The sequence below is a fragment of the Pseudomonas putida genome, assembly GCF_001636055.1.
GTDB lineage: Bacteria > Pseudomonadota > Gammaproteobacteria > Pseudomonadales > Pseudomonadaceae > Aquipseudomonas > Aquipseudomonas machongensis.
In genome coordinates, this window is record NZ_CP011789.1 from 1,915,933 (window position 1) to 1,934,539 (window position 18,607).

Here is an 18,607-nt window from a genome sequence, read left to right on the forward strand (position 1 = left end):
CAGACTCCGGGGTCGCGGGTATCGAGGGGAGTCACGTTACCCAGCGAGCGTTGGCTTCACAAGGGTCATCACCCAGTGTCGTATTTCGCGGGATCATGAAAAAAGGGCCCGCAGGCCCTTTGATCATTCAACCACCCAGGTACGCGTCACGCACCTTCGGATCGGTCAGCAATGCCTCACCAGTCCCTTGCATCACCACCTTGCCGTTCTCCAGCACATAGGCGCGGTCGGCGATCTTCAGCGCCTGGTTGGCGTTCTGCTCTACCAGGAACACCGTCACGCCATCACGGCGCAGCTGTTCGATGATGTCGAAGATCTGCTGGATGATGATCGGCGCCAGGCCCAGCGACGGCTCGTCGAGCAGCAGCAGCTTGGGTTTGCTCATCAGCGCCCGGCCGATGGCCAGCATCTGCTGCTCGCCGCCGGACATGGTGCCGCCGCGCTGGGTGAAGCGCTCCTTCAGGCGCGGGAACAGTTGCAGGACCTTGTCCATCTGCTCCTGGTAATCGCCCTTGTCGGTGAAGAAACCGCCCATGGCCAGGTTTTCCTCGACGGTCAGGCGGGCGAACACGCGGCGGCCTTCCGGCACCACCGCGATGCTCTTGCGCATGATGTGCGAGGAGGGCTGGCCGACCAGCTCTTCGCCCAGGTACTTGATGCTGCCGCTGTGTGCCTGTGGCGAACCGCACAGGGTCATCAGCAGGGTCGACTTGCCGGCGCCGTTGGCGCCGATGAGCGTGACGATCTCGCCCTGGTTGATTTCCACGTTGACGCTGTGCAGCGCCTGGATCTTGCCGTAGAAAGTGGAAACGTTCTCGAACTTCAGCATTTACGCTTCCCCCAGGTAGGCCTTGATCACATCAGGGTTGCCGCGGATTTCCTCCGGCGTGCCATCGGCCAGGGGCGTGCCCTGGTTGATCACCACGATGTGGTCGGAAATGCTCATCACCAGTTTCATGTCGTGCTCGATCAGCAGCACGGTCACGTTGTGGGATTCGCGCAGGTAGCCGATGAGGGCCTTGAGGTCTTCGGTTTCCTTGGGGTTCAGGCCTGCTGCCGGTTCGTCGAGCATGATGATCCGTGGCTGGGTCATCATGCAGCGAGCGATTTCCAGCCGGCGTTGCTGGCCGTAGGCGAGGGTGCCGGCGGTACGGTTGGCGAACTCGGTCAGGTTGACCTTCTCCAGCCAGTACTGGGCCCGCTCCATGGCTTCCTTCTCGCTGCGGCGGAACGCCGGGGTCTTGAACAGGCCTGCGAAGAAGTTGGTGTTCAGGTGGCGGTGCTGGGCAATCAGCAGGTTTTCTAGCGCGGTCATTTCCTTGAACAGGCGTACGTTCTGGAAGGTCCGCACCACGCCCTTGCGGGCGATCTGGTGGCCGGCCAGGCCCTGGATCGGCTGGCCGTCGAGCAGGATGGTGCCGCCACTTGGCTTGTAGAAGCCGGTCAGGCAGTTGAACACCGTGGTCTTGCCGGCACCGTTCGGGCCGATCAGGGCTACCACCTGTTTTTCCTTGACGGTCAGGCCCACGCCGTTGACCGCCAACAAGCCGCCGAAGCGCATGCTCAGGCCGCTGACTTGCAGAATTTCGCGGCTCATCGACGCAGCTCCATGTGTGGACGTTGCATAGGCAGCAGGCCTTGCGGACGCCAGATCATCATCAACACCATCAGCGCACCGAACATCAGCATCCGGTATTCGCTGAACTCACGCATCAGCTCAGGCAGCAGGATCATCACGATGGCCGCGAGAATCACGCCCAACTGAGAGCCCATGCCGCCAAGCACGACGATGGCGAGGATGATCGCCGACTCGATGAAGGTGAACGACTCCGGCGTCACCAGGCCCTGGCGCGCGGCGAAGAAGCTGCCGGCGAAACCTGCGAAGCAGGCGCCCAGGGTGAAGGCCGAGAGCTTGATCACGGTAGGGTTCAGGCCCAGCGCGCGGCAGGCGATCTCGTCTTCGCGCAGCGCTTCCCAGGCACGCCCGATCGGCATGCGCAGCAGGCGGTTGATCACGAACAGCGCGAGCAATGCCAGCAGCAGGGCGACCAGGTAGAGGAAGATGACCTTGTTGATCGAGTTGTATTCCAGCCCAAAGAACTCATGGAAGGTCTGCATGCCCTCTGTCGCACGGCGTTCGAAGGTGAGCCCGAAGAACTCGGGTTTGGGGATGTTGCTGATGCCGTTGGGGCCGCCGGTCCAGTCGGTGAGGTTACGCAGGAACAGGCGAATGATTTCGCCGAAGCCGAGCGTGACGATCGCCAGGTAGTCGCCGCGCAGGCGCAGTACCGGGAAGCCGAGCAGGAAACCGAAGGTTGCGGCCATGAGGCCCGCGATCGGCAGGCAGACCCAGAAGCTCCAGCCCAGGTAGTGCGAGAGCATGGCGTAGCTGTAGGCACCGACGGCGTAGAAACCGACGTAACCCAGGTCGAGCAGGCCGGCCAGGCCGACCACGATGTTCAGGCCCAGGCCCAGCAACACGTAGATCAGGATCAGGGTGGCGATGTCGACCGCGCCGCGCGAGCCGAAGAACGGCCAGATCAGGGCGGCCACGATCAGGCCCAGGATGATCCAGCGCTGGGTCTTGGGCAGGGTCAGGAAGTTGCTTACCGAAGGCGGGATCAGTTTGCGATCGGAACGCCCGCCCATCACTGAGCTCCACTGCTTGTCGAACAGCACACGCAGGAACATCAGTATCGAACACACGGCAATGATGCTGATGGTGAAGCTGCCCTGGCTGTGCACGATCAGGCTGATGCCATCGATGCTCAGCTTCAGGCCCAGCACCGGGAAGGCGACGGCCCAGACCAGCAAGGCGCTGAAGAACGCCTGTTTGAGATTTCTGTTCATACTTTTTCAACCTCCGGACGGCCCAGGATGCCGGTCGGCCGGAACAGCAAGACGAGAACCAACAAGCCAAACGCCACCACATCCTTGTACTGGTCGCCGAAGATGTCGGCGCCGAAGGCTTCGGCCACACCCAGCACCAGCCCGCCGAGCATGGCGCCCGGGATGCTGCCGATGCCGCCCAGAACCGCTGCGGTGAAGGCTTTAAGGCCTACCAGGAAGCCGGCGTTGGGGTTGATTACCCCGTACTGCATGCTCAGCAGCACGGCCGCCACGGCTGCCAGGGCGGCGCCGATGACGAAGGTCAGGGCAATGATGTTGTTGGTGTTGATGCCCAGCAGGTTGGCCATCTTGATGTCCTCGGCGCAGGCGCGGCAGGCGCGGCCCAGACGGGAACGGGAGATGAACAGGGTCAGGCAGGTCATGGCCACCAGCGTGACGACGAATACCAGGACCTGCATGTAGGACACCAGCACTTCCTCCGCACCGCCCGGGCCGAACGAGAAGGCGCCCGGAATCAGGTTGGGGATGGATTTGTCCTTGGAATCCTGCGACAGGAGCACAGTGTTCTGCAGGAAGATCGACATGCCGATGGCGGAAATCAGCGGGATCAGGCGGTTGCTGTTACGCAGCGGCCGGTAGGCGACCCGTTCGATGCTGTAGCCATAGGCACTGGTCACGCAGATGGTGGCGACGAAGGCCACGGTCATGAGGATCGGCAGCGAGTGGATACCCATCATGGCCAGGCCCGCGAGGGCGATGAAGGCCACATAGGATCCGATCATGTACACCTCGCCATGGGCGAAGTTGATCATCCCGATGATGCCGTACACCATCGTGTAACCGATGGCGATCAAGGCATAGGTGCTGCCGATGGTCAATCCATTAACCAGTTGTTGGAAGAAATGGTAGATCTCAGGCATTACAGCGCTCCTAAAAACCTGATTTGCATTTCGCTGGCGGGCGATGGGCCCGGCCCGTTTCGTGGTCTTCGCCAAGTCAGTGGGCACAGCCAGGAAACCGCGGGTGACGGTTTTAAGATTTTCAGGTGAACCGGCTCCCGGATCGCGGGAATCAGGTCCATGAACCTCGTAAAACAAAGCCCACTGCTCGCACAGTGGGCTTCTCGGTCAGCTATTAGTCACGCAGTTACTGAGGGGAGACTTCGGTCTTCGGCTTGCCGAAGTGCCATTCGTAGACCACGAACTTGAAGTCTTTCAGGTCGCCTTTCTCGTCGTAGGACAGCTCGCCGGTCGGGGTCTTGAACTTGCCGGCGTGGATGGCGGCTGCCACCTTGTCGGTGTCTTCGGACTTGGCGGCTTCGATACCCTTGGCGATCAGCTCGACAGCGGAGTAGGCCGGGAACACGAACGGACCGCTAGGATCCTTGCCGTCAGCCTTGATGGCGTCGACGATGGCCTTGTTCTCAGGGTCAGCGTCGAACGACTTCGGCAGGGTGACCAGCAGGCCTTCCGAAGCGCCCTGGGCGATCTGCGAGATGGAGTCGTTGCCGACACCTTCCGGACCCATGAACCTGGCTTTCAGGCCCTTCTCTTGCGCCTGGCGCAGGATCAGGCCCAGCTCTGGGTGGTAGCCACCGTAGTAGACGAAGTCGACGTTGTTCTGCTTGAGCTTCTGGATGATCGAGGAGAAGTCCTTGTCACCGGCGTTCAGGCCTTCGAAGACGGCGACCTTGGTGCCTTTCTTCTCAAGGGTCTGCTTGACCGCGGTGGCGATGCCTTCACCGTACTGCTGCTTGTCGTGCAGGACGGCAACGACCTTGGGCTTGACGTGGTCGGCAATGTAGTTGCCGGCTGCCGGGCCCTGGGCGCTGTCCAGACCGATGGTGCGGAAGATCAGCTTGTAGCCACGGGCGGTGATTTCCGGGGAGGTGGCGGCGGGGGTGATCATGATCACGCCTTCGTCTTCGTAGATGTCGGACGCAGGCTGGGTGGAGCTGGAGCACAGGTGGCCGATGACGAACTTGACGCCGTCGTTGACCACTTTGTTGGCGACTGCAACGGCCTGTTTCGGGTCGCACGCGTCGTCATATTCCTTGGCCTCAAGCATCTTGCCGTCGACGCCACCCTTGGCGTTGATGTCTTTGATGGCCTGTTTGGCGCCGATGAACTGCATGTCGCCGTACTGGGTTACCGGACCGGTCTTGGGACCGGCGATGCCGATCTTGATGGTATCGGCGGCAAACGAATGGCTGGCTACCCCGGCCAGGACCATTGCGGCGAACAGCTTGGAAATCTTGATCATAGTGCTCCACTCATTCTGTTGTAATTCTTATAGTCCTGGCGGCCAGGGCTACAGACCGGGCGGGATTTGCGGCACGCTCGTGCCATGTCGCAAGCCCACCTTCCCCCGGAACATGTCCCGGAACTGTACCGGTACAGTGTAGAGCGCTGTCCGAGCGCTTGAAAAGCGGGCAAAAAGCGCCTGTTTCCCGGGGTGTCGCATGATCGACATAAAGATACAGAAAAGCGCCATCACTTTGCCTCTATCCCGGGCCCAACCCCATACAACCGGGGCCCGTCGATCAAATTACGTATTTGAAACCGGGTTTTTCTGCAAAAATGCCGGCCTTTTCAAATGGCCATTCTGTCGGCAGGAACCCCCATGACTGATCACACAAGCACCCTCTATGCCAAATTGCTTGGCGAGACCGCGATTATCGAGTGGAAAGCCTTGGAGCGTTTCTGGGCCAAGGGTGACCTGATTTGGGTCGACCCCAGCCTTGACCTGATCGCCGTTGCCGAGGCGATGGCCGAGAATCGCAGCGAAATCTTCGCCAAGTGGCGCAATGATGGCGTTGTCGGACCGCTCACTGCAGAGCAGGCGCTAGACCTGCAAACCCGTGATCCTGAGATCTGGGCGGTGGTGGTTTCGCCGTTCATCGTGATCCAGGCGAAGAAAGCGGAATAATCGCGGGCTTTTTTAGTGCGAAAAAGCAGTTGATCGCACCTTGTTGGTGCGTGTTGACGCTGACGTAAGGTGGAAGTAAGTAACAGGTCGCCGGGGCGTTCGCCAGTGCGGTAACAGTTTACGGGATGCGTAATATCTCTGTAGGAGCGGGCTTGCCCGCGAATGCGTCCGTACCGTCACTATCGCATTCGCGGGCAAGTCGCAGCGGCGAACCGCCACTCCTACAGGAGTCAGATGCCAGCCCTCAGTAATCCACCCGCCCGGTATGGCTGTTGAGCGAAATCACCCGGGTCTTGCCGATCCGATGCCTGAAGATCTCGCGCAGGTACTTCACCGCTTTCTTCACGCATTCGCGCGACAGGCGGATGTCGTTGATCGAGACGAAGCGGCTCTTGTCGTTGATCAGCTCGCGGTACTTCTTCTCGTACATCGGTTTGATCGCATACCAGTTGGTATCGAGGATTTTCGCCGGGTTCTCGAACTCGTTGAGCAGGTCATCGATACGGTCTTCGTCGAAATGCTCGCTGGTGATGAATTCCAGGATCGCGTTGTCCAGCGTGTCGTCGAAACGGTAGGGCGTGCGCGCGAAGCAGCGCTTGATGAAGGCCACGATCAGCGTCAGGAAGTCGTCCGACAGGCATGGGCTCTTGGCGATCAGGGTGGTCAGCGACAGGTTGGCCGAGGCGCCGATCACCAACGCGTAGCGCTTGAGCGTGGTGTTGGGGAACAGGCTGTTGAGGTGGGTCTTGAGCCGGTTCAGGTCCATGTACGACAGCTTGTAGTCCTTGGGCAGCGACACGATCGATACCACCGACGAGCAGTTCTTGAAGAAATGCAGGTCGTGCAGTGCCGCCGCGTCGAAGCCCGAGGCCTGGTACTGCTCCAGTGCCGCGCGATAGCGGCGCGACTCGATGGGCAGCAGGCTGATGCCCTCGATGGCCTGGGTCTGTTTGTTGAAATGGGGAAGGTCGATGGAGCGCAAGAACAGGTCGTCGATGTCCAGGCGCGGCGATTCGCGTTCGAACACCTTGAACTTGTCCGAGCCCTGCGCGGGTGCCTCCGGCACAACCGATTCGGCATAGGCGATGGCTACCGGGCCCGCGAGGCTCATGAACAGGTCGTTGGCGTCCAGACGGATGGTTTCGCCAATGTCGATGCCGGCGCGGCGGAAGTAGTTCTGGTCGTAGTCGGTGGTCACGGCCTGAGCGGTGAGGATGTTGAAGATCTGCTGGGAGATGTACTGGTTGGCGTGCTTCTCCATGGCATTGACGTCGATGTTCTGGATCGTTCCGTCATCGCTCTCTTCGGCGTAGCGCATGATGTCGTTGGAGATCAGCATCATGGCGTTCCACGGGCGGATGCGCCCCATGACGCTGGCTTCGCTGCTGTCTTCGTTATCGAAGTTGTACGAGAAATCCCATTCTTCGGACAAGTACTTGCACAACAGGCGCCCGGCATTGATGTGCAAGGCCTCGGACATTTCACTGCGGTGGTCGGAGGCATTGGGCAGCACACAGATGCCGCTGGTGAAGATCGGCTCGAAAACGAAAGAATGCCCGCCCTTGCCGTCGTTCTCGTCAGCCGGCTTGGTGTCGAAGGTCTTGTTCATGTACGAGTACTGCTGGGCCAGGCCGAACTCCGATGCCATCCCTGAGCCGGTGCCACCGCCAGCGCTGAAGATGTAGAAGTACAGGCGCGATTGGTTGGCCTTGATGCCGCAGGAATCGATCAGGTAGGAGTGGATCAGTTTCCAGTCGGCGCTCGAGAAGCGCTGGGTATCCTTGTTCAGGATGATCTTGGCCAGGTACTGGCCGAGGATCGGCGCATTGCCGGCGCCGCCGGCGTGCACCTCGGACAGGTCCATGATCTTCATCTTGCTGTAGTCGCGCAGGAACCCGCCGCGCTCACCCTTGCGCGAGAAGCGGATGCGCCCGGCGATGTCCTTGTCCAGGTCGCCGAGCATCACCAGTGGCTCGACCAGAAATACCGGTTTGGCGCCCTTGTTCTGTACCAGGCGCAGGTTCTGTCGGATCCAGCGTGCAGGGCTGTAGCCGCCTTCGTTCCTGTTACGGTCTTCGTTGTTGAACTCGTTGAGGAAGAAGGTGCGCGCGTTGTACACCAGTTCCGCCACGTCCAGGGCAATGTTCGAACCACAGCGCCCCAGGCCGATCAGGCATACCGAGGGGAACTGCTGGTCCAGACGCAATTGGCTTTCGTCTTCCGCGTGCAGGCCCTGCGGGAATACCAGGTCACGCAGGCCGTCGAGGTTGTCGAGGATGCGCTGGATATCGCTCTCGGTGAAGTACAGGTATTGCGCGGGGACGTTGCGGGTGGCCTGGCCGCCACCGAGGGTCAACGAGGTGCTGCTGGTGGAGGGCTCGGGCACTGCATTGGCAGAAGTATTATTGGAGGTCATAGTGCGCCATTTGCCTGGAGTGGTGGACGGTCGGAAGATATGTCATCTGGCCATTACGTAAATCCGGCGACTGTAGCAGTGCGCCTTTTGCCTATGCGATAGGGGTTTACCCTATGGTCGTTAGGGGTTTGCGCTGGCATCTGCACTGCATCGTCCGAAGGTCGCGCTTCTTTAATCCTTGCCTGGAGTCGTTCATGAGTACTGCATTGCCTTCCCTGGGATTCGCCGGGATCGGCCTGATGGGCCTGCCGATGTGCCGTCGTCTGTTGGCTGCCGGCTACCCGCTGACCGTGTGGAACCGCAGCCCGCAGAAGTGCGCCGAGCTGGTCGCCGCTGGCGCACGCCTGGCCGAGAGCCCGGCGGCGTTGTGCCGTGACACTGACATCGTGCTGCTGTGCCTGGCCGACACGGGCGTGGTCCGCGAGGTGGTGTTCGGCGAGCAAGGCATCGCCCAGGGCGGGCGCAGCGGCCAGTTGCTGGTGGATTTCTCCAGCCTCGAGCCAACCGCTACCCGTGACATGGCCGCGGAGCTTGCGGCCCTGTGCGGCATGGCCTGGCTGGATGCGCCAGTGTCCGGCGGTACGCCAGGCGCCGAGGCGGGTACCCTGGCGATCATGGTGGGCGGTGACGCTGCGGACCTGGCGCGCGTGCGCCCGGTGTTGCTGACCCTCGGCCAGCGCGTGACGCACATGGGGGCGGTTGGTGCCGGCCAGGTGACCAAGGCCTGCAACCAGATGATCGTTGCCTGCAATGCCCTGGTGATTGCCGAGGTTGTGGCCCTGGCCGAACGCTCAGGGGTGGATGCCAGCCTGATCGCCGAAGCGCTTTGCGGTGGATTCGCCGACTCCCGGCCGCTGCAGATCCTCGCGCCACAGATGGCGCAAAGTCGCTACACCCCGGTCAAATGGCATGTGCGCACCTTGCTCAAGGACCTCGACACTGCAGTGAAGTTTTCCCGCGAGCAAGGTTCGGCAACACCCATCAGTGGCCTCGCCGCGCAACTGATGCGCCTGCACGGCAGCCAGGGGCATCTGCAAAACGATCCGGCGACCCTGGTAGAGCTGTTCCGCGCTCGGGACTGAAGTCGCTGTCCAGATTGTCGAGCCGCTCCAGCACCGGCGGCAGGTCGGTCAACGGTACCGGACGGCTGAGCAGGTAGCCTTGAAGGAAATCGCAGCCCTGGGCGGCGAGAAATGCGCGTTGCTCGTCGGTTTCCACGCCCTCGGTGACGACCTGCAGGTGCAGGGTGTGGGCCATGATGATGATGGCCTGGACGATCTCTCGGTCTTGCTGGCTGCCTGGCACATCCTGGATGAACGAGCGGTCGATCTTCAGCACGTCCAGGGGAAGGCGCTTGAGGTAGGCCAGCGATGAATAGCCGGTGCCGAAGTCGTCGATCGACAGGGCCACGCCCTGGGCGCGGATGCGTTTGAGCAGGTTGATGGTGCGGTGGATATCGCCCATCAGGGCGTTTTCGGTGACTTCCAGCTCCAGTTGGCGAGCAGCCACACCGGCCTGGAACAAGGCCATCTCCACTTCGCTGGCCAGTTCCTCGCGCCCCAGTGTCACGGCGGAGCAATTGACCGTGACCTTGAGGTGTCCGTAGCCCAGGCGGTTGAGCTCAGCCACGTCTTCGCAGGCGCGGCGCAGTACCCAGAGATCGAGTTCGGCGATCATGCCATTGGCTTCGGCAATACCGATGAAGCGGTCGGGGCCGAGCAGGCCATGCTGCGGGTGCTGCCAGCGTACCAGGGCTTCCAGCTTGGCGACCCGTGCGCTGTGCAGGTCGAAGATCGGCTGGTAATGCACGCACAATCCGCGCTCTTCGAGCAGTGCCACGCGCAGTTCCTCTTCCAGTTGCAATTCGAGCGTGGCGCGGGTCTTCAGGCTGCTGTTGAAGAAATTCAGGTTGTTGCGCCCGCCACCCTTGGACTGGTACAGCGCCAGGTCGGCATTCTTCAGCAGCTCCTCGGCGCTGCGTCCATCGTCGGGAAAGATGCTGATACCGATACTGGTGGTCATGACCATGCGTCGCCCACCGAGATTGATGGGCTCCTTCATGCGCTGCATGATGCGTTGCGCCAGGTGCCGGGCTTCGTCGCGGTTGTGCAGGCTGGTGACGATGCAGAACTCATCGCCGCCAAAGCGCGCCACCACGTCCTGGGAGCGGGTCGCCGCCTTGATGTGTCCGGCGATCACCTTGAGCAGTTCGTCGCCAGCAGCATGCCCGAGGCTGTCGTTGATGCGCTTGAAATGGTCGATGTCGAGGAACATCACGGCCAGCATGCCTTCGCTTGCGGTCTGCTCGGCCAGGCGTTCGGCAAAGACCTGGTTGAAGCCGCGGCGATTGATCAGGTTGGTCAAGGCATCGTAGTGGGCGGCCTGTTGCAGCGAGGCACGGGCCTGGTCGAGCTGGCTGAGCAGCACATTGACCCGCCGCAGGTCATGTTCCTTGCTTTGCAGTTTCTTGTCGGCCAGTGCAGCGCTGATGCTGCTGCCACTGATCAGCAGGGTGATGAACGCGATGGTCAGCCCCAACTGCAGGCTGTTGTTGGCCGAGGGCAGTTGCAGAGGCATGTTGTCTGGAATGACCAGCGACAGTGCCGCCATGCCCGTGAAGTGGGTGAGGACGATGCCCGCCGCCATCATCAGGCTGGCGCCGTACTTCATCACCAGATGCTGGGTGCCGCTGCCACTGCGAAAGTGCCGGGCCATCAGCAGTGCCACCAGGCTGGTGACTACGGCGATGCCCAGCGAAGCGAGCACCAGTGGGGTCTGGTAGTACTGCAGGGCGCTGGTCTGCAGGGCGGCCATGCCGACGTAATGCATCACGATGATGCCGAGGCCGATCGCCAGCGCAGCCTGCAGGTAATGACGCCACTGCATCACAGTGCGATCGAGGCTGTTCATCGCCAGCCACGCGGCGAGCAGGGCGATGATCAGCGAGAGGGCGGTCAGCGGCATGTCGTAATGCACTTCAAGTGGCGCCTGGAACGCCAGCAGGCTGATGAAGTGCATGGCCCAGATACCGCTGGCCAGGCAGCAGGCACCGAGGATCCGCCATTGGCGGCGGGCGTTGAGCGCCTCGCTGTGACTTTGCCGTTCGGCCATGTCCAGGGTGGCGAAGCATGCAGCGCAGGCCACCAGGTAGGCGAGCATGACCAGGAAAGGGTTATGACGGCAGTCGAGGATGATTTGTCCGCTCGCCGGAAGCTCGGCGAACAATTGAAGTCCCAGCCACTCCATTGCCTGTCTCTTCGTCGAGTTTGCACTCGTCCCCAAACAGCGTGGTGGAGACCGTTGAAACCGGAGTATAGGAAAGGGGCGCTAGGCCTTCCTGATTAATGGCAGTTTGATCTCTACCATTTGGACATGAGGTCAATAGCGGAAGGTTATAAAAACAGATGAGGCGGCGCGTGCTTCGCGGGTAAGCCCGCTCCTGCATGTACAACGCTGCGGGAGCGGGCTCGCCGTTTTGTCAGCCGGCCACCAGCACGCGAATCGCTTCCAGGCGCAGCGCGGCCTTTTCGAGCATCGCCAGGCCCTGTTCGCGCTGCTTGCGCAGGGCATCGATCTCGCTGTCACGCACGCTCGGATTGACTGCCTTGAGCGCCGTCAGGCGAGCCAGCTCCTCGTCGGCTTCAGCGGCCAGGCGACGCTGCGCCTCGGCGACACGCTCGTCATGCACCGGCAGTACCTTCGCCTCGCCAGCGGCGATGCGCTTGGCCAAGACATCGCGCTGGGCCTGGATGAACTTGTTGGCGCTGGCCTTGGGGACGCTTTCGAGCTGGTCGTTGAGGGTTTCGAAGGCAACCCGCGGCGCCAGGTCGTTGCCATTGGTATCGAGCAGGCAGCGCAAGGCGGCCGAGGGCAGGTAGCGACCCAGTTGCAGGCTACGCGGTGCCACCACCTCGCTGACATAGAGCAGTTCGAGCAGCACGGTGCCAGGCTTGAGCGCCTTGTTCTTGATCAGCGCCACGGCGGTGTTGCCCATCGAGCCGGACAGCACCAGGTCCATGCCGCCCTGCACCATCGGGTGTTCCCAGGTCAGGAACTGCATGTCCTCGCGCGACAGGGCCTGGCCACGGTCGTAGGTGATGGTCACGCCTTCGTCGTCGCCCAGCGGGAAGCTCGCGTCGAGCATCTTCTCGCTGGGTTTGAGCACCAGCGCGTTTTCCGAATGGTCTTCGCTGTCGATGCCAAAAGCGTCGAACAGGGTTTCCATATAGATAGGCAGGGCGAACTGGTCATCTTGCTCGAGAATCGCCTCGACCAGTGCCTCACCTTCGCCAGCGCCGCCGGAGTTGAGCTCCAGCAGGCGGTCGCGGCCGCTGTGCAGCTCGGCCTCCAGGCGCTCGCGCTCGCCGCGGGCTTCAGCGACCAAGGCGCTCCAGGCGGCATTGTCGCCGCCGACCAGTTGCGCCAGCAGGCGCGTGCCGAACTGGTGCTGCAGGGCGCTGCCGGTCGGGCAGGTGTTGAGGAAGGCATTCAGGCCTTCGTGGTACCACTGGAACAGGCGCTCTTGCGGGCTGTCCTGCAGGTACGGGATGTGTAGCTGGATGGTGTGTTTCTGACCGATCCGGTCGAGGCGACCGATGCGTTGCTCGAGCAGGTCCGGGTGCGCCGGCAGGTCGAACATCACCAGGTGGTGGGCGAACTGGAAGTTGCGGCCTTCACTGCCGATTTCCGAGCAGATCAGCACCTGCGCGCCAAATTCTTCGTCGGCAAAGTACGCGGCGGCGCGGTCACGCTCGAGGATGCTCATGCCTTCATGGAATACCGTCGCGGGGATGCCGGAGCGCACACGCAGGGCGTCTTCCAGGTCCATGGCGGTCTCGGCATGGGCGCAGATCACCAGAACCTTGGTGCGCTTGAGCATCTTCAGGGTGTCGATCAGCCAATCGACCCGTGGGTCGAAGCGCCACCAGCGTTCGTCGTCGCTGCCTTCGCCTTGGGCCTGGAAGGCCACTTCCGGATACAGCTCGGCACGCTCACTGGCGGGCAGCGCGCTGTACGGTTCGGGGTTGGCGAGCGGGTAGGGGTGCAGTTGACGCTCGGGGAAGCCCTGGATCGCGGCGCGGGTGTTGCGGAACAGCACGCGGCCGGTGCCATGGCGGTCGAGCAATTCGCGAATCAGGCGTGCGCTGGCCTGGCTGTCGCCATCGCTGACTGCGGCCAGCAGGGCCTCGCCTTCGGCGCCAAGGAAACTGTGAATGGTGGCGTGGGCCTTTGGCGACAGGCGGCCTTCGTCGAGCAACTCCTGGACGGCTTCGGCTACTGGGCGATAGTGCTCGCTCTCGGCGCGGAAGGCGGCCAGGTCGTGGAAACGGTTGGGGTCCAGCAGGCGCAGGCGGGCGAAATGACTGTCCTGGCCAAGCTGTTCGGGGGTTGCAGTGAGCAGCAGCACGCCAGCAATGACCTGGGCCAACTGCTCGACCAGCGCGTATTCGGCACTGGCCTGCTCCTCGTGCCATACCAGGTGGTGGGCTTCGTCGACCACCATCAGGTCCCAGCCGGCGGCGAACAGGGCGTCCTGGGCCTTTTCATCGTCGACCAGCCACTCCAGCGCCACCAGCGCCAGTTGGGCATCTTCGAACGGGTTGCTGGCATCGCTCTCGATGAAACGCTCGGCGTCGAACAATGCCACCTGCAGGTTGAAGCGCCGGCGCATTTCCACCAGCCACTGGTGCTGAAGGTTTTCCGGAACCAGGATCAGCACGCGACTGGCACGGCCCGTCAGCAATTGGCGGTGGATGACCAGGCCCGCCTCGATGGTCTTGCCCAAGCCTACTTCGTCGGCCAGCAATACCCGCGGGGCGATACGGTCGGCGACTTCACGGGCAATGTGCAACTGGTGGGCGATCGGCTGGGCGCGGCAGCCGCCCAGGCCCCAGAGCGAGGAGAGCATCTGCTTGCTGCTGTGCTGCAGGGTGTTGTAGCGCAGCGAGAACCACGACAGCGGGTCGATCTGTCCGGCGAACAGACGGTCGCTGGCCAGGCGGAACTGGATGAAGTTCGACAGTTGCGTCTCAGGCAGGGTACGCGCCTGGTTCTGCCCGTCCAGGCCATGGTAGACCAGCAGGCCATCGACATCCTCGACCTCGCGCACGGTCAGCTTCCAGCCATCGAAGTGAGTGATCTGGTCACCCGGCGAGAAGCGCACGCGGGTCAGCGGCGCGTTGCGTAGCGAGTACTGGCGGGTATCGCCAGTGGCCGGATAGAGCACGGTCAGCAGGCGGCCATCCTGCGCCAGGATGGTTCCCAGGCCGAGCTCGGCTTCGCTGTCGCTGATCCAGCGTTGCCCCGGTTGATACTGCTGCGCCATACTGCCTGAACTCCCGCGATGAAAAAGCGCACTATCTTAACGGATAGGCCCGGCGGACCAAAGCGTTCAGCCACTTCATCGACGAATACCCTTTAGTCAACGAGGGCCTCGCGCCAACATGCCTGTCACGCACCGCTGGTTGAACCTCTCCCTGGCCGTGGGCAGCCTGGCGCTGCTCGCAGCCTGTGACCAGAAGAAGTTCGAGATCCTCGCGCCGATTCCGGCCGAGCAACTGGAAGTCCTGGGCGTTCAGACGCCGCTCAAGAGCGTGCATTTCCACGACCGCGAAGGCGAAGGCCTGCTGGTGCTCAGCCGTGTAGACGGTCAGGCGACCGATGCCGACAGCGAACAGGAAGTCGACAAGGTCGTGCTCAAGGCCACGCTCTATGGGCGTGCGAGCGAAAGCGAGGCGTTCAAGCCACGCTGGCAGGTCGATCAGGAGACAACGTGCCCGGGGCTAGACCTGGATGTCGACTTCTACACCGATGTCAGCGACGTCACCGACCTGAACAAGGATGGTGTCGCCGAAGTCACCGTGGCCAGCCACGCCTTCTGTGGCGGCGGCATCGACCCGCATGACATCAGCATCGAAATGCGCGAAGGCGAGGCGATCTACAGCATCAGTGGTCAGTCGCAGATCAGCCCGGCGGGCGAGGAGCCCATCGGCGGCGAGCGCGAGGACAGTGCGTCATTGAAGAACGCGCCGCAGGTGTTGCGCGAACACATGGACGCGGTCTGGCAGCAGGTCTACAAGCGGCCCTGGAGCGAAACCAGCCAGCCCGCTGACGACGATCCCGACGACGAAGGCGAATGATCGCGGTCTATACTTTGCAGACGGTATTGTGACCGGCCGCACAAACCCTTGCCCATGTGCTCAAGGCGCACCTTGGCTGGCCGACACAGTGGCTACAGGAGAACCGACTCATGCTGCCGCCGATCATTCCGCTCAGTGCCGTCCCCGTGACCTCGCAACAAGACCCCGTCAAGCAGAGCCCCAATATTCCTCCGGTGGTTCCGGCCCAGCCTGCCTCCAGCGATGGCACTATCGACCTCAAGCAGCAGCGCGACCCGCAGGATGAAGCCTATCGGCTGCGTGAGGAACAACGCCGCCAGCAGCAGCGCCGTCAGCAACGCCGCCAGGACGAGCAGGAAGAACTCTACAGCGCCATGCCCGGCGATGAACTCAATGCCGACAATACCGTGCCGGTGGCGCCACTGGGTGAGCGGCCACGCCAGGGGTTGCTGGTGGACATCGAAGTCTGAGGCGGGGCTGTTCAGCGTCGCCATCAGGCTTCATCATGAGCGCATCCGCTGTCAGTCGAGCCCGCCCATGAGCCAAGACAACCTGATCGACTTCGGCGCCGAGCGCGCCAAACGCATCCACGACATCAAGGACAAGCGCCTGGATGAAATGCGCCAGGCCTTCGAACAGGCCATGCCGTTGAGCAAAAGCAATAAAAAGAAAGGCAAAAGCAAGCCCAAGAAGCGCTGAAAACTGATGCAGGTCAAACCTGCGCCCCCTCTTGTGCCCGGTCCCGGGCCCTATTGACCCTGGTCAATTTCTCCTCCCCGCACATTCGTTACCTTGCACACATCGGACAACGGCAACGAATCGGGAGGCCGACATGTTCTTCGACAACGTGGTGATCGCCGGTGTGGTGACAGTCGGGTTGATGTTGACGTTCTTTGCCGGTCTGGGACTTTTCATCTGGAAGGATGCGAACAAGCGCAAATCGCGCTGATCCTTCCGGGTATACGAGCACGCAAGGCATTTAGGGCGACTTCGGTCGCCTATTTTTTTGCCGTTTTAAAAGATGATTAGCTAGCTAATTAGTTGATGGCATTTTATTCTTCCGTTCGTTGTCTATCGTTCTATTCAATATCCCCCCGCAAGGTCCGCTTCGTGCCCATCACCCTCCAGGCCCTGTTCGCACCCACTAGCCCTGCTCTGAAGTTCGCCATCAAGACCCTGCTGGGCGGTGGACTGGCGCTGTGGCTGGCGCTGCGCTGGGGGTTGGAACAACCCGCCTGGGCCTTGATGACTGCGTTCATCGTGGCACAGCCGCTGTCGGGCATGGTAGTGCAGAAGGGGCTGGCGCGACTGGCCGGCACCCTGGTCGGTACGTTCATGTCGGTGGTGTTCATCGGCCTGTTCGCCCAGACCCCGTGGTTGTTCCTGCTGACCCTCGCCTTGTGGCTGGCGCTCTGTACCGCCGCATCAACCCAGCTACGCAGTGCCTGGGCGTACGCCTTCGTGTTGGCGGGCTATACCGCAGCGATCATCGCGTTGCCGGCGATCGACCACCCTTTGCAGGTGTTCGACCAGGCGGTGGCGCGCTGCACCGAAATCTGCCTGGGCATCGTCTGCGCCACAGCCACCAGCGCGCTGATCTGGCCGATGCGCGTCGAGCAGCAACTCGGCGGCCAGGCGCGGCAGGCCTGGCAGAACGGCATGCAGACCGCCAGTGCCATGCTCGGCGGTGAAGACGAGGCGCGCCAGGGGCTGCTGGACATCCTTGGGCGCATCGTCGCCATCGACGTTCAGCGTGAACATGCCTGGTTCGAAGGCAGTCGTGGCCGCCAGCGGGCCCGCGCAATCCGTGGCCTGAGCCAGAAGCTGATGGTGCTGCTGCGCATTTCGCGTTCGGTGCGTCGTCAGTGGCGTCAGCTCGACGAACAGCAAGCGGCGCACCTGGCGCCCTGGCTGGAGGAGGTTCGGACCCAGTTGGCCAACCCCGATCAGCCCAGCCTTCTGTTATTGCGCCAACGTATCTGGGACGCAGCCCACGACGAACAGATCAGCCCCGCCGAGCATTTCTGCCTGGCGCGCCTGGCCCTGCTGCTGGACTTCGCCATGGCCGCCACCCAGGCGCTGCTCGATGTGGAGGAAGGGCGAACGCCCAAGGACGTATCGCTGGGCCTGGCGGCGCATCGCGACCTGCCGCTGGCGCTGCTGTTCGGTTCGCGCAGTGCGTTGGCGTTTCTGGTCATGAGCAGTTTCTGGCTGGCCACGGCCTGGCCCTCGGCCCCCGGAGGCCTGGTGCTGACCTGCGTGGTCTGCAGCCTGTTCGCCAGCCGCGAGAACGGCGCGCAGATCGGCTTGAGCTTTCTGCGTGGCATCTTGCTGGCGATTCCGGTGGCGTTTTTCGTCGGGCAGATCCTGTTGCCACAATGGAGCAGTTTCGCCTTGCTGTGTCTTGGCATGGGCGTACCGCTGTTCTTCGGTGCGCTGGGCATGGCCCATCCGCGCACGGGGCCGACGGCGACCTCGTACTGCCTGCATTTCATCGTGCTGGTGGCGCCTCTGAACGCCATGCACTTCGACGTGGCCAGCATGCTCAACAGCGCCCAGGCCATGCTCATCGGTGTGGGGGCGGCGGTACTGGCGTTTCGGTTGGTCGTGCTGCGTCATCCGAAGTGGCTGGGTCGGCGCCTGAGGGCCGCCACCCAGAGCGACCTGGTTCGCCTGACCCATCGCGACCTGCGGGGCGCCGACAGTTGGTTCGGTGGACGCATGGCCGATCGCCTGATGCAGTTGGCCCGTCATGCCAGCGAGTTGCCCGAGGCCGAGCGCAAGCGTTGGGACGATGGCCTGCATGGCTTGGACATCGGTGACGAACTGGTGCACCTGCGCATGTGCCTGGCGGTGGCCCAGGTACCGTTGGCCGGTGCCGAGCGCCAGTACCTGCAGCAACTGGAGGCGGTTCTGGCCAGTGGCCCTGCGCCTGGGCGCGGCCAGCGTCTGGATGCCGCCAGCGAGCAGTTCATCGAGGCCCTGCGCCGCCAGCCGTCGAGCGACCCGCTGCGCCTGGCTATCGGCGCGGTCCTGCAATTGCAGAAGAGCTGGGGCAAGTGGTGCCGTTGGCAGGAGGAAGTCCATGGGGTTGCGTGAGTGGGCGCTGGGCGGCGTATTGCTCAGCCCGTTTCTGATCTACGTGTTGATGGCGTTGGTGCTTACTGGGCTGTTGCGCTGGGTGGTGCAGGCGACGCCACTAGGTCGCTGGATCTGGCATGAAGCGCTGTTCGATGCGGCGTTGTTCGTCTGTGTGCTGTCGTTGGTGGTACATCTGTTGGGACCTTTGTAAGGA

The 18,607-nt window shown here is 62.4% G+C and carries 16 protein-coding genes; 8 read left to right on the forward strand and 8 right to left on the reverse strand.

Features of this window, described 5'->3' with window-relative positions:
* Positions 1-127: 127 nt before the first annotated feature.
* The 5 genes from AB688_RS08805 to AB688_RS08825 all read right to left on the reverse strand — a co-directional run bounded on the left by AB688_RS08805 (position 128) and on the right by AB688_RS08825 (position 5,112).
* Positions 128-829: an ABC transporter ATP-binding protein gene (locus tag AB688_RS08805; RefSeq protein ID WP_054891753.1), complete on the reverse strand. Its 702-nt coding sequence runs from the start codon at positions 827-829 to the stop codon at positions 128-130.
* Positions 830-1,597: a high-affinity branched-chain amino acid ABC transporter ATP-binding protein LivG gene (gene livG, locus AB688_RS08810; RefSeq protein WP_054891752.1), complete on the reverse strand. Its 768-nt coding sequence runs from the start codon at positions 1,595-1,597 to the stop codon at positions 830-832. It lies immediately after the preceding gene.
* A complete protein-coding gene (locus tag AB688_RS08815; protein WP_063543494.1) occupies positions 1,594-2,850 on the reverse strand; it encodes a high-affinity branched-chain amino acid ABC transporter permease LivM in 1,257 nt (418 codons plus the stop codon). Before AB688_RS08815 ends, livG begins: the two co-directional genes overlap by 4 nt.
* The gene (gene livH / locus AB688_RS08820) at positions 2,847-3,770 is read right to left on the reverse strand and encodes a high-affinity branched-chain amino acid ABC transporter permease LivH (protein WP_054891750.1); all 924 of its coding nucleotides are present in this window, start codon (positions 3,768-3,770) and stop codon (positions 2,847-2,849) included. Before livH ends, AB688_RS08815 begins: the two co-directional genes overlap by 4 nt.
* Positions 3,771-3,996: 226 nt before the next feature.
* Positions 3,997-5,112: a branched-chain amino acid ABC transporter substrate-binding protein gene (locus AB688_RS08825; RefSeq protein WP_063543496.1), complete on the reverse strand. Its 1,116-nt coding sequence runs from the start codon at positions 5,110-5,112 to the stop codon at positions 3,997-3,999.
* Between the two features lie 360 nt (positions 5,113-5,472).
* On the opposite strand from AB688_RS08825, the gene AB688_RS08835 reads away from it, so the two are divergent.
* Positions 5,473-5,778: a DUF2288 domain-containing protein gene (locus AB688_RS08835; RefSeq protein ID WP_063543500.1), complete on the forward strand. Its 306-nt coding sequence runs from the start codon at positions 5,473-5,475 to the stop codon at positions 5,776-5,778.
* Positions 5,779-6,022: 244 nt separating this feature from the next.
* Here AB688_RS08835 and AB688_RS08840 read toward each other — a convergent pair whose 3' ends face one another.
* Complete coding sequence (locus AB688_RS08840; RefSeq protein ID WP_063543502.1) at positions 6,023-8,194, reverse strand: hypothetical protein; 2,172 nt, start codon at positions 8,192-8,194, stop codon at positions 6,023-6,025.
* A 194-nt stretch (positions 8,195-8,388) separates the two neighbouring features.
* Here AB688_RS08840 and AB688_RS08845 point away from each other — a divergent pair, with 194 nt between their 5' ends.
* Entirely contained in the window at positions 8,389-9,276 is an 888-nt protein-coding gene (locus tag AB688_RS08845) for an NAD(P)-dependent oxidoreductase (protein ID WP_063543504.1), read from the forward strand.
* Here the strand turns inward: AB688_RS08845 and AB688_RS08850 are convergent.
* Together AB688_RS08850 and rapA are read right to left on the reverse strand one after the other, a co-directional pair.
* On the reverse strand, positions 9,176-11,440 hold the full coding sequence (locus AB688_RS08850; RefSeq protein WP_063543506.1) for a putative bifunctional diguanylate cyclase/phosphodiesterase: 2,265 nt from the start codon (positions 11,438-11,440) through the stop codon (positions 9,176-9,178). The genes AB688_RS08845 and AB688_RS08850 overlap by 101 nt on opposite strands.
* A 232-nt stretch (positions 11,441-11,672) precedes the next feature.
* The gene (gene rapA / locus AB688_RS08855; protein WP_063543508.1) at positions 11,673-14,519 is read right to left on the reverse strand and encodes an RNA polymerase-associated protein RapA; all 2,847 of its coding nucleotides are present in this window, start codon (positions 14,517-14,519) and stop codon (positions 11,673-11,675) included.
* 118 nt (positions 14,520-14,637) lie between these two features.
* Between rapA and AB688_RS08860 the strand changes: the two genes are divergently transcribed.
* From AB688_RS08860 to AB688_RS08875, 6 genes are all read left to right on the forward strand, one after another.
* Positions 14,638-15,333: a M949_RS01915 family surface polysaccharide biosynthesis protein gene (locus AB688_RS08860; RefSeq protein WP_063543510.1), complete on the forward strand. Its 696-nt coding sequence runs from the start codon at positions 14,638-14,640 to the stop codon at positions 15,331-15,333.
* A gap of 110 nt (positions 15,334-15,443) precedes the next feature.
* Positions 15,444-15,782, forward strand: a complete 339-nt coding sequence (locus tag AB688_RS08865) for a hypothetical protein (RefSeq protein ID WP_054891742.1) — start codon at positions 15,444-15,446, stop codon at positions 15,780-15,782.
* Between the two features lie 67 nt (positions 15,783-15,849).
* Positions 15,850-16,011, forward strand: coding sequence for a hypothetical protein (locus AB688_RS26985; protein ID WP_196759883.1), 162 nt, complete (start codon positions 15,850-15,852; stop codon positions 16,009-16,011).
* A 133-nt stretch (positions 16,012-16,144) separates the two neighbouring features.
* Positions 16,145-16,261 carry a cytochrome c oxidase subunit CcoM gene (gene ccoM, locus AB688_RS27380; protein WP_054891741.1) on the forward strand — a complete coding sequence of 39 codons (117 nt, stop codon included), beginning with the start codon at positions 16,145-16,147 and terminating at the stop codon, positions 16,259-16,261.
* A 161-nt stretch (positions 16,262-16,422) separates the two neighbouring features.
* Positions 16,423-18,411: an FUSC family protein gene (locus AB688_RS08870; protein ID WP_063543512.1), complete on the forward strand. Its 1,989-nt coding sequence runs from the start codon at positions 16,423-16,425 to the stop codon at positions 18,409-18,411.
* Entirely contained in the window at positions 18,398-18,604 is a 207-nt protein-coding gene (locus tag AB688_RS08875; RefSeq protein WP_054891739.1) for a DUF1656 domain-containing protein, read from the forward strand. Before AB688_RS08870 ends, AB688_RS08875 begins: the two co-directional genes overlap by 14 nt.
* The last annotated feature ends 3 nt before the right edge of the window (positions 18,605-18,607 follow it).

Excerpts from the sequence above, each read along its gene's own strand:
- AB688_RS08875 (WP_054891739.1), top strand. The coding sequence starts at position 18,398 with ATGGGGTTGCGTGAGTGGGCGCTGGGCGGCGTATTGCTCAGCCCGTTT.
- AB688_RS08815 (WP_063543494.1), bottom strand. The coding sequence starts at position 2,850 with ATGAACAGAAATCTCAAACAGGCGTTCTTCAGCGCCTTGCTGGTCTGG.
- AB688_RS08825 (WP_063543496.1), bottom strand. The coding sequence starts at position 5,112 with ATGATCAAGATTTCCAAGCTGTTCGCCGCAATGGTCCTGGCCGGGGTA.
- AB688_RS08865 (WP_054891742.1), top strand. The coding sequence starts at position 15,444 with ATGCTGCCGCCGATCATTCCGCTCAGTGCCGTCCCCGTGACCTCGCAA.
- livG (WP_054891752.1), bottom strand. The coding sequence starts at position 1,597 with ATGAGCCGCGAAATTCTGCAAGTCAGCGGCCTGAGCATGCGCTTCGGC.
- livH (WP_054891750.1), bottom strand. The coding sequence starts at position 3,770 with ATGCCTGAGATCTACCATTTCTTCCAACAACTGGTTAATGGATTGACC.
- AB688_RS08845 (WP_063543504.1), top strand. The coding sequence starts at position 8,389 with ATGAGTACTGCATTGCCTTCCCTGGGATTCGCCGGGATCGGCCTGATG.
- AB688_RS08835 (WP_063543500.1), top strand. The coding sequence starts at position 5,473 with ATGACTGATCACACAAGCACCCTCTATGCCAAATTGCTTGGCGAGACC.
- AB688_RS08805 (WP_054891753.1), bottom strand. The coding sequence starts at position 829 with ATGCTGAAGTTCGAGAACGTTTCCACTTTCTACGGCAAGATCCAGGCG.
- ccoM (WP_054891741.1), top strand. The coding sequence starts at position 16,145 with ATGTTCTTCGACAACGTGGTGATCGCCGGTGTGGTGACAGTCGGGTTG.
- AB688_RS08860 (WP_063543510.1), top strand. The coding sequence starts at position 14,638 with ATGCCTGTCACGCACCGCTGGTTGAACCTCTCCCTGGCCGTGGGCAGC.
- AB688_RS08840 (WP_063543502.1), bottom strand. The coding sequence starts at position 8,194 with ATGACCTCCAATAATACTTCTGCCAATGCAGTGCCCGAGCCCTCCACC.
- AB688_RS26985 (WP_196759883.1), top strand. The coding sequence starts at position 15,850 with ATGAGCCAAGACAACCTGATCGACTTCGGCGCCGAGCGCGCCAAACGC.
- AB688_RS08850 (WP_063543506.1), bottom strand. The coding sequence starts at position 11,440 with ATGGAGTGGCTGGGACTTCAATTGTTCGCCGAGCTTCCGGCGAGCGGA.
- rapA (WP_063543508.1), bottom strand. The coding sequence starts at position 14,519 with ATGGCGCAGCAGTATCAACCGGGGCAACGCTGGATCAGCGACAGCGAA.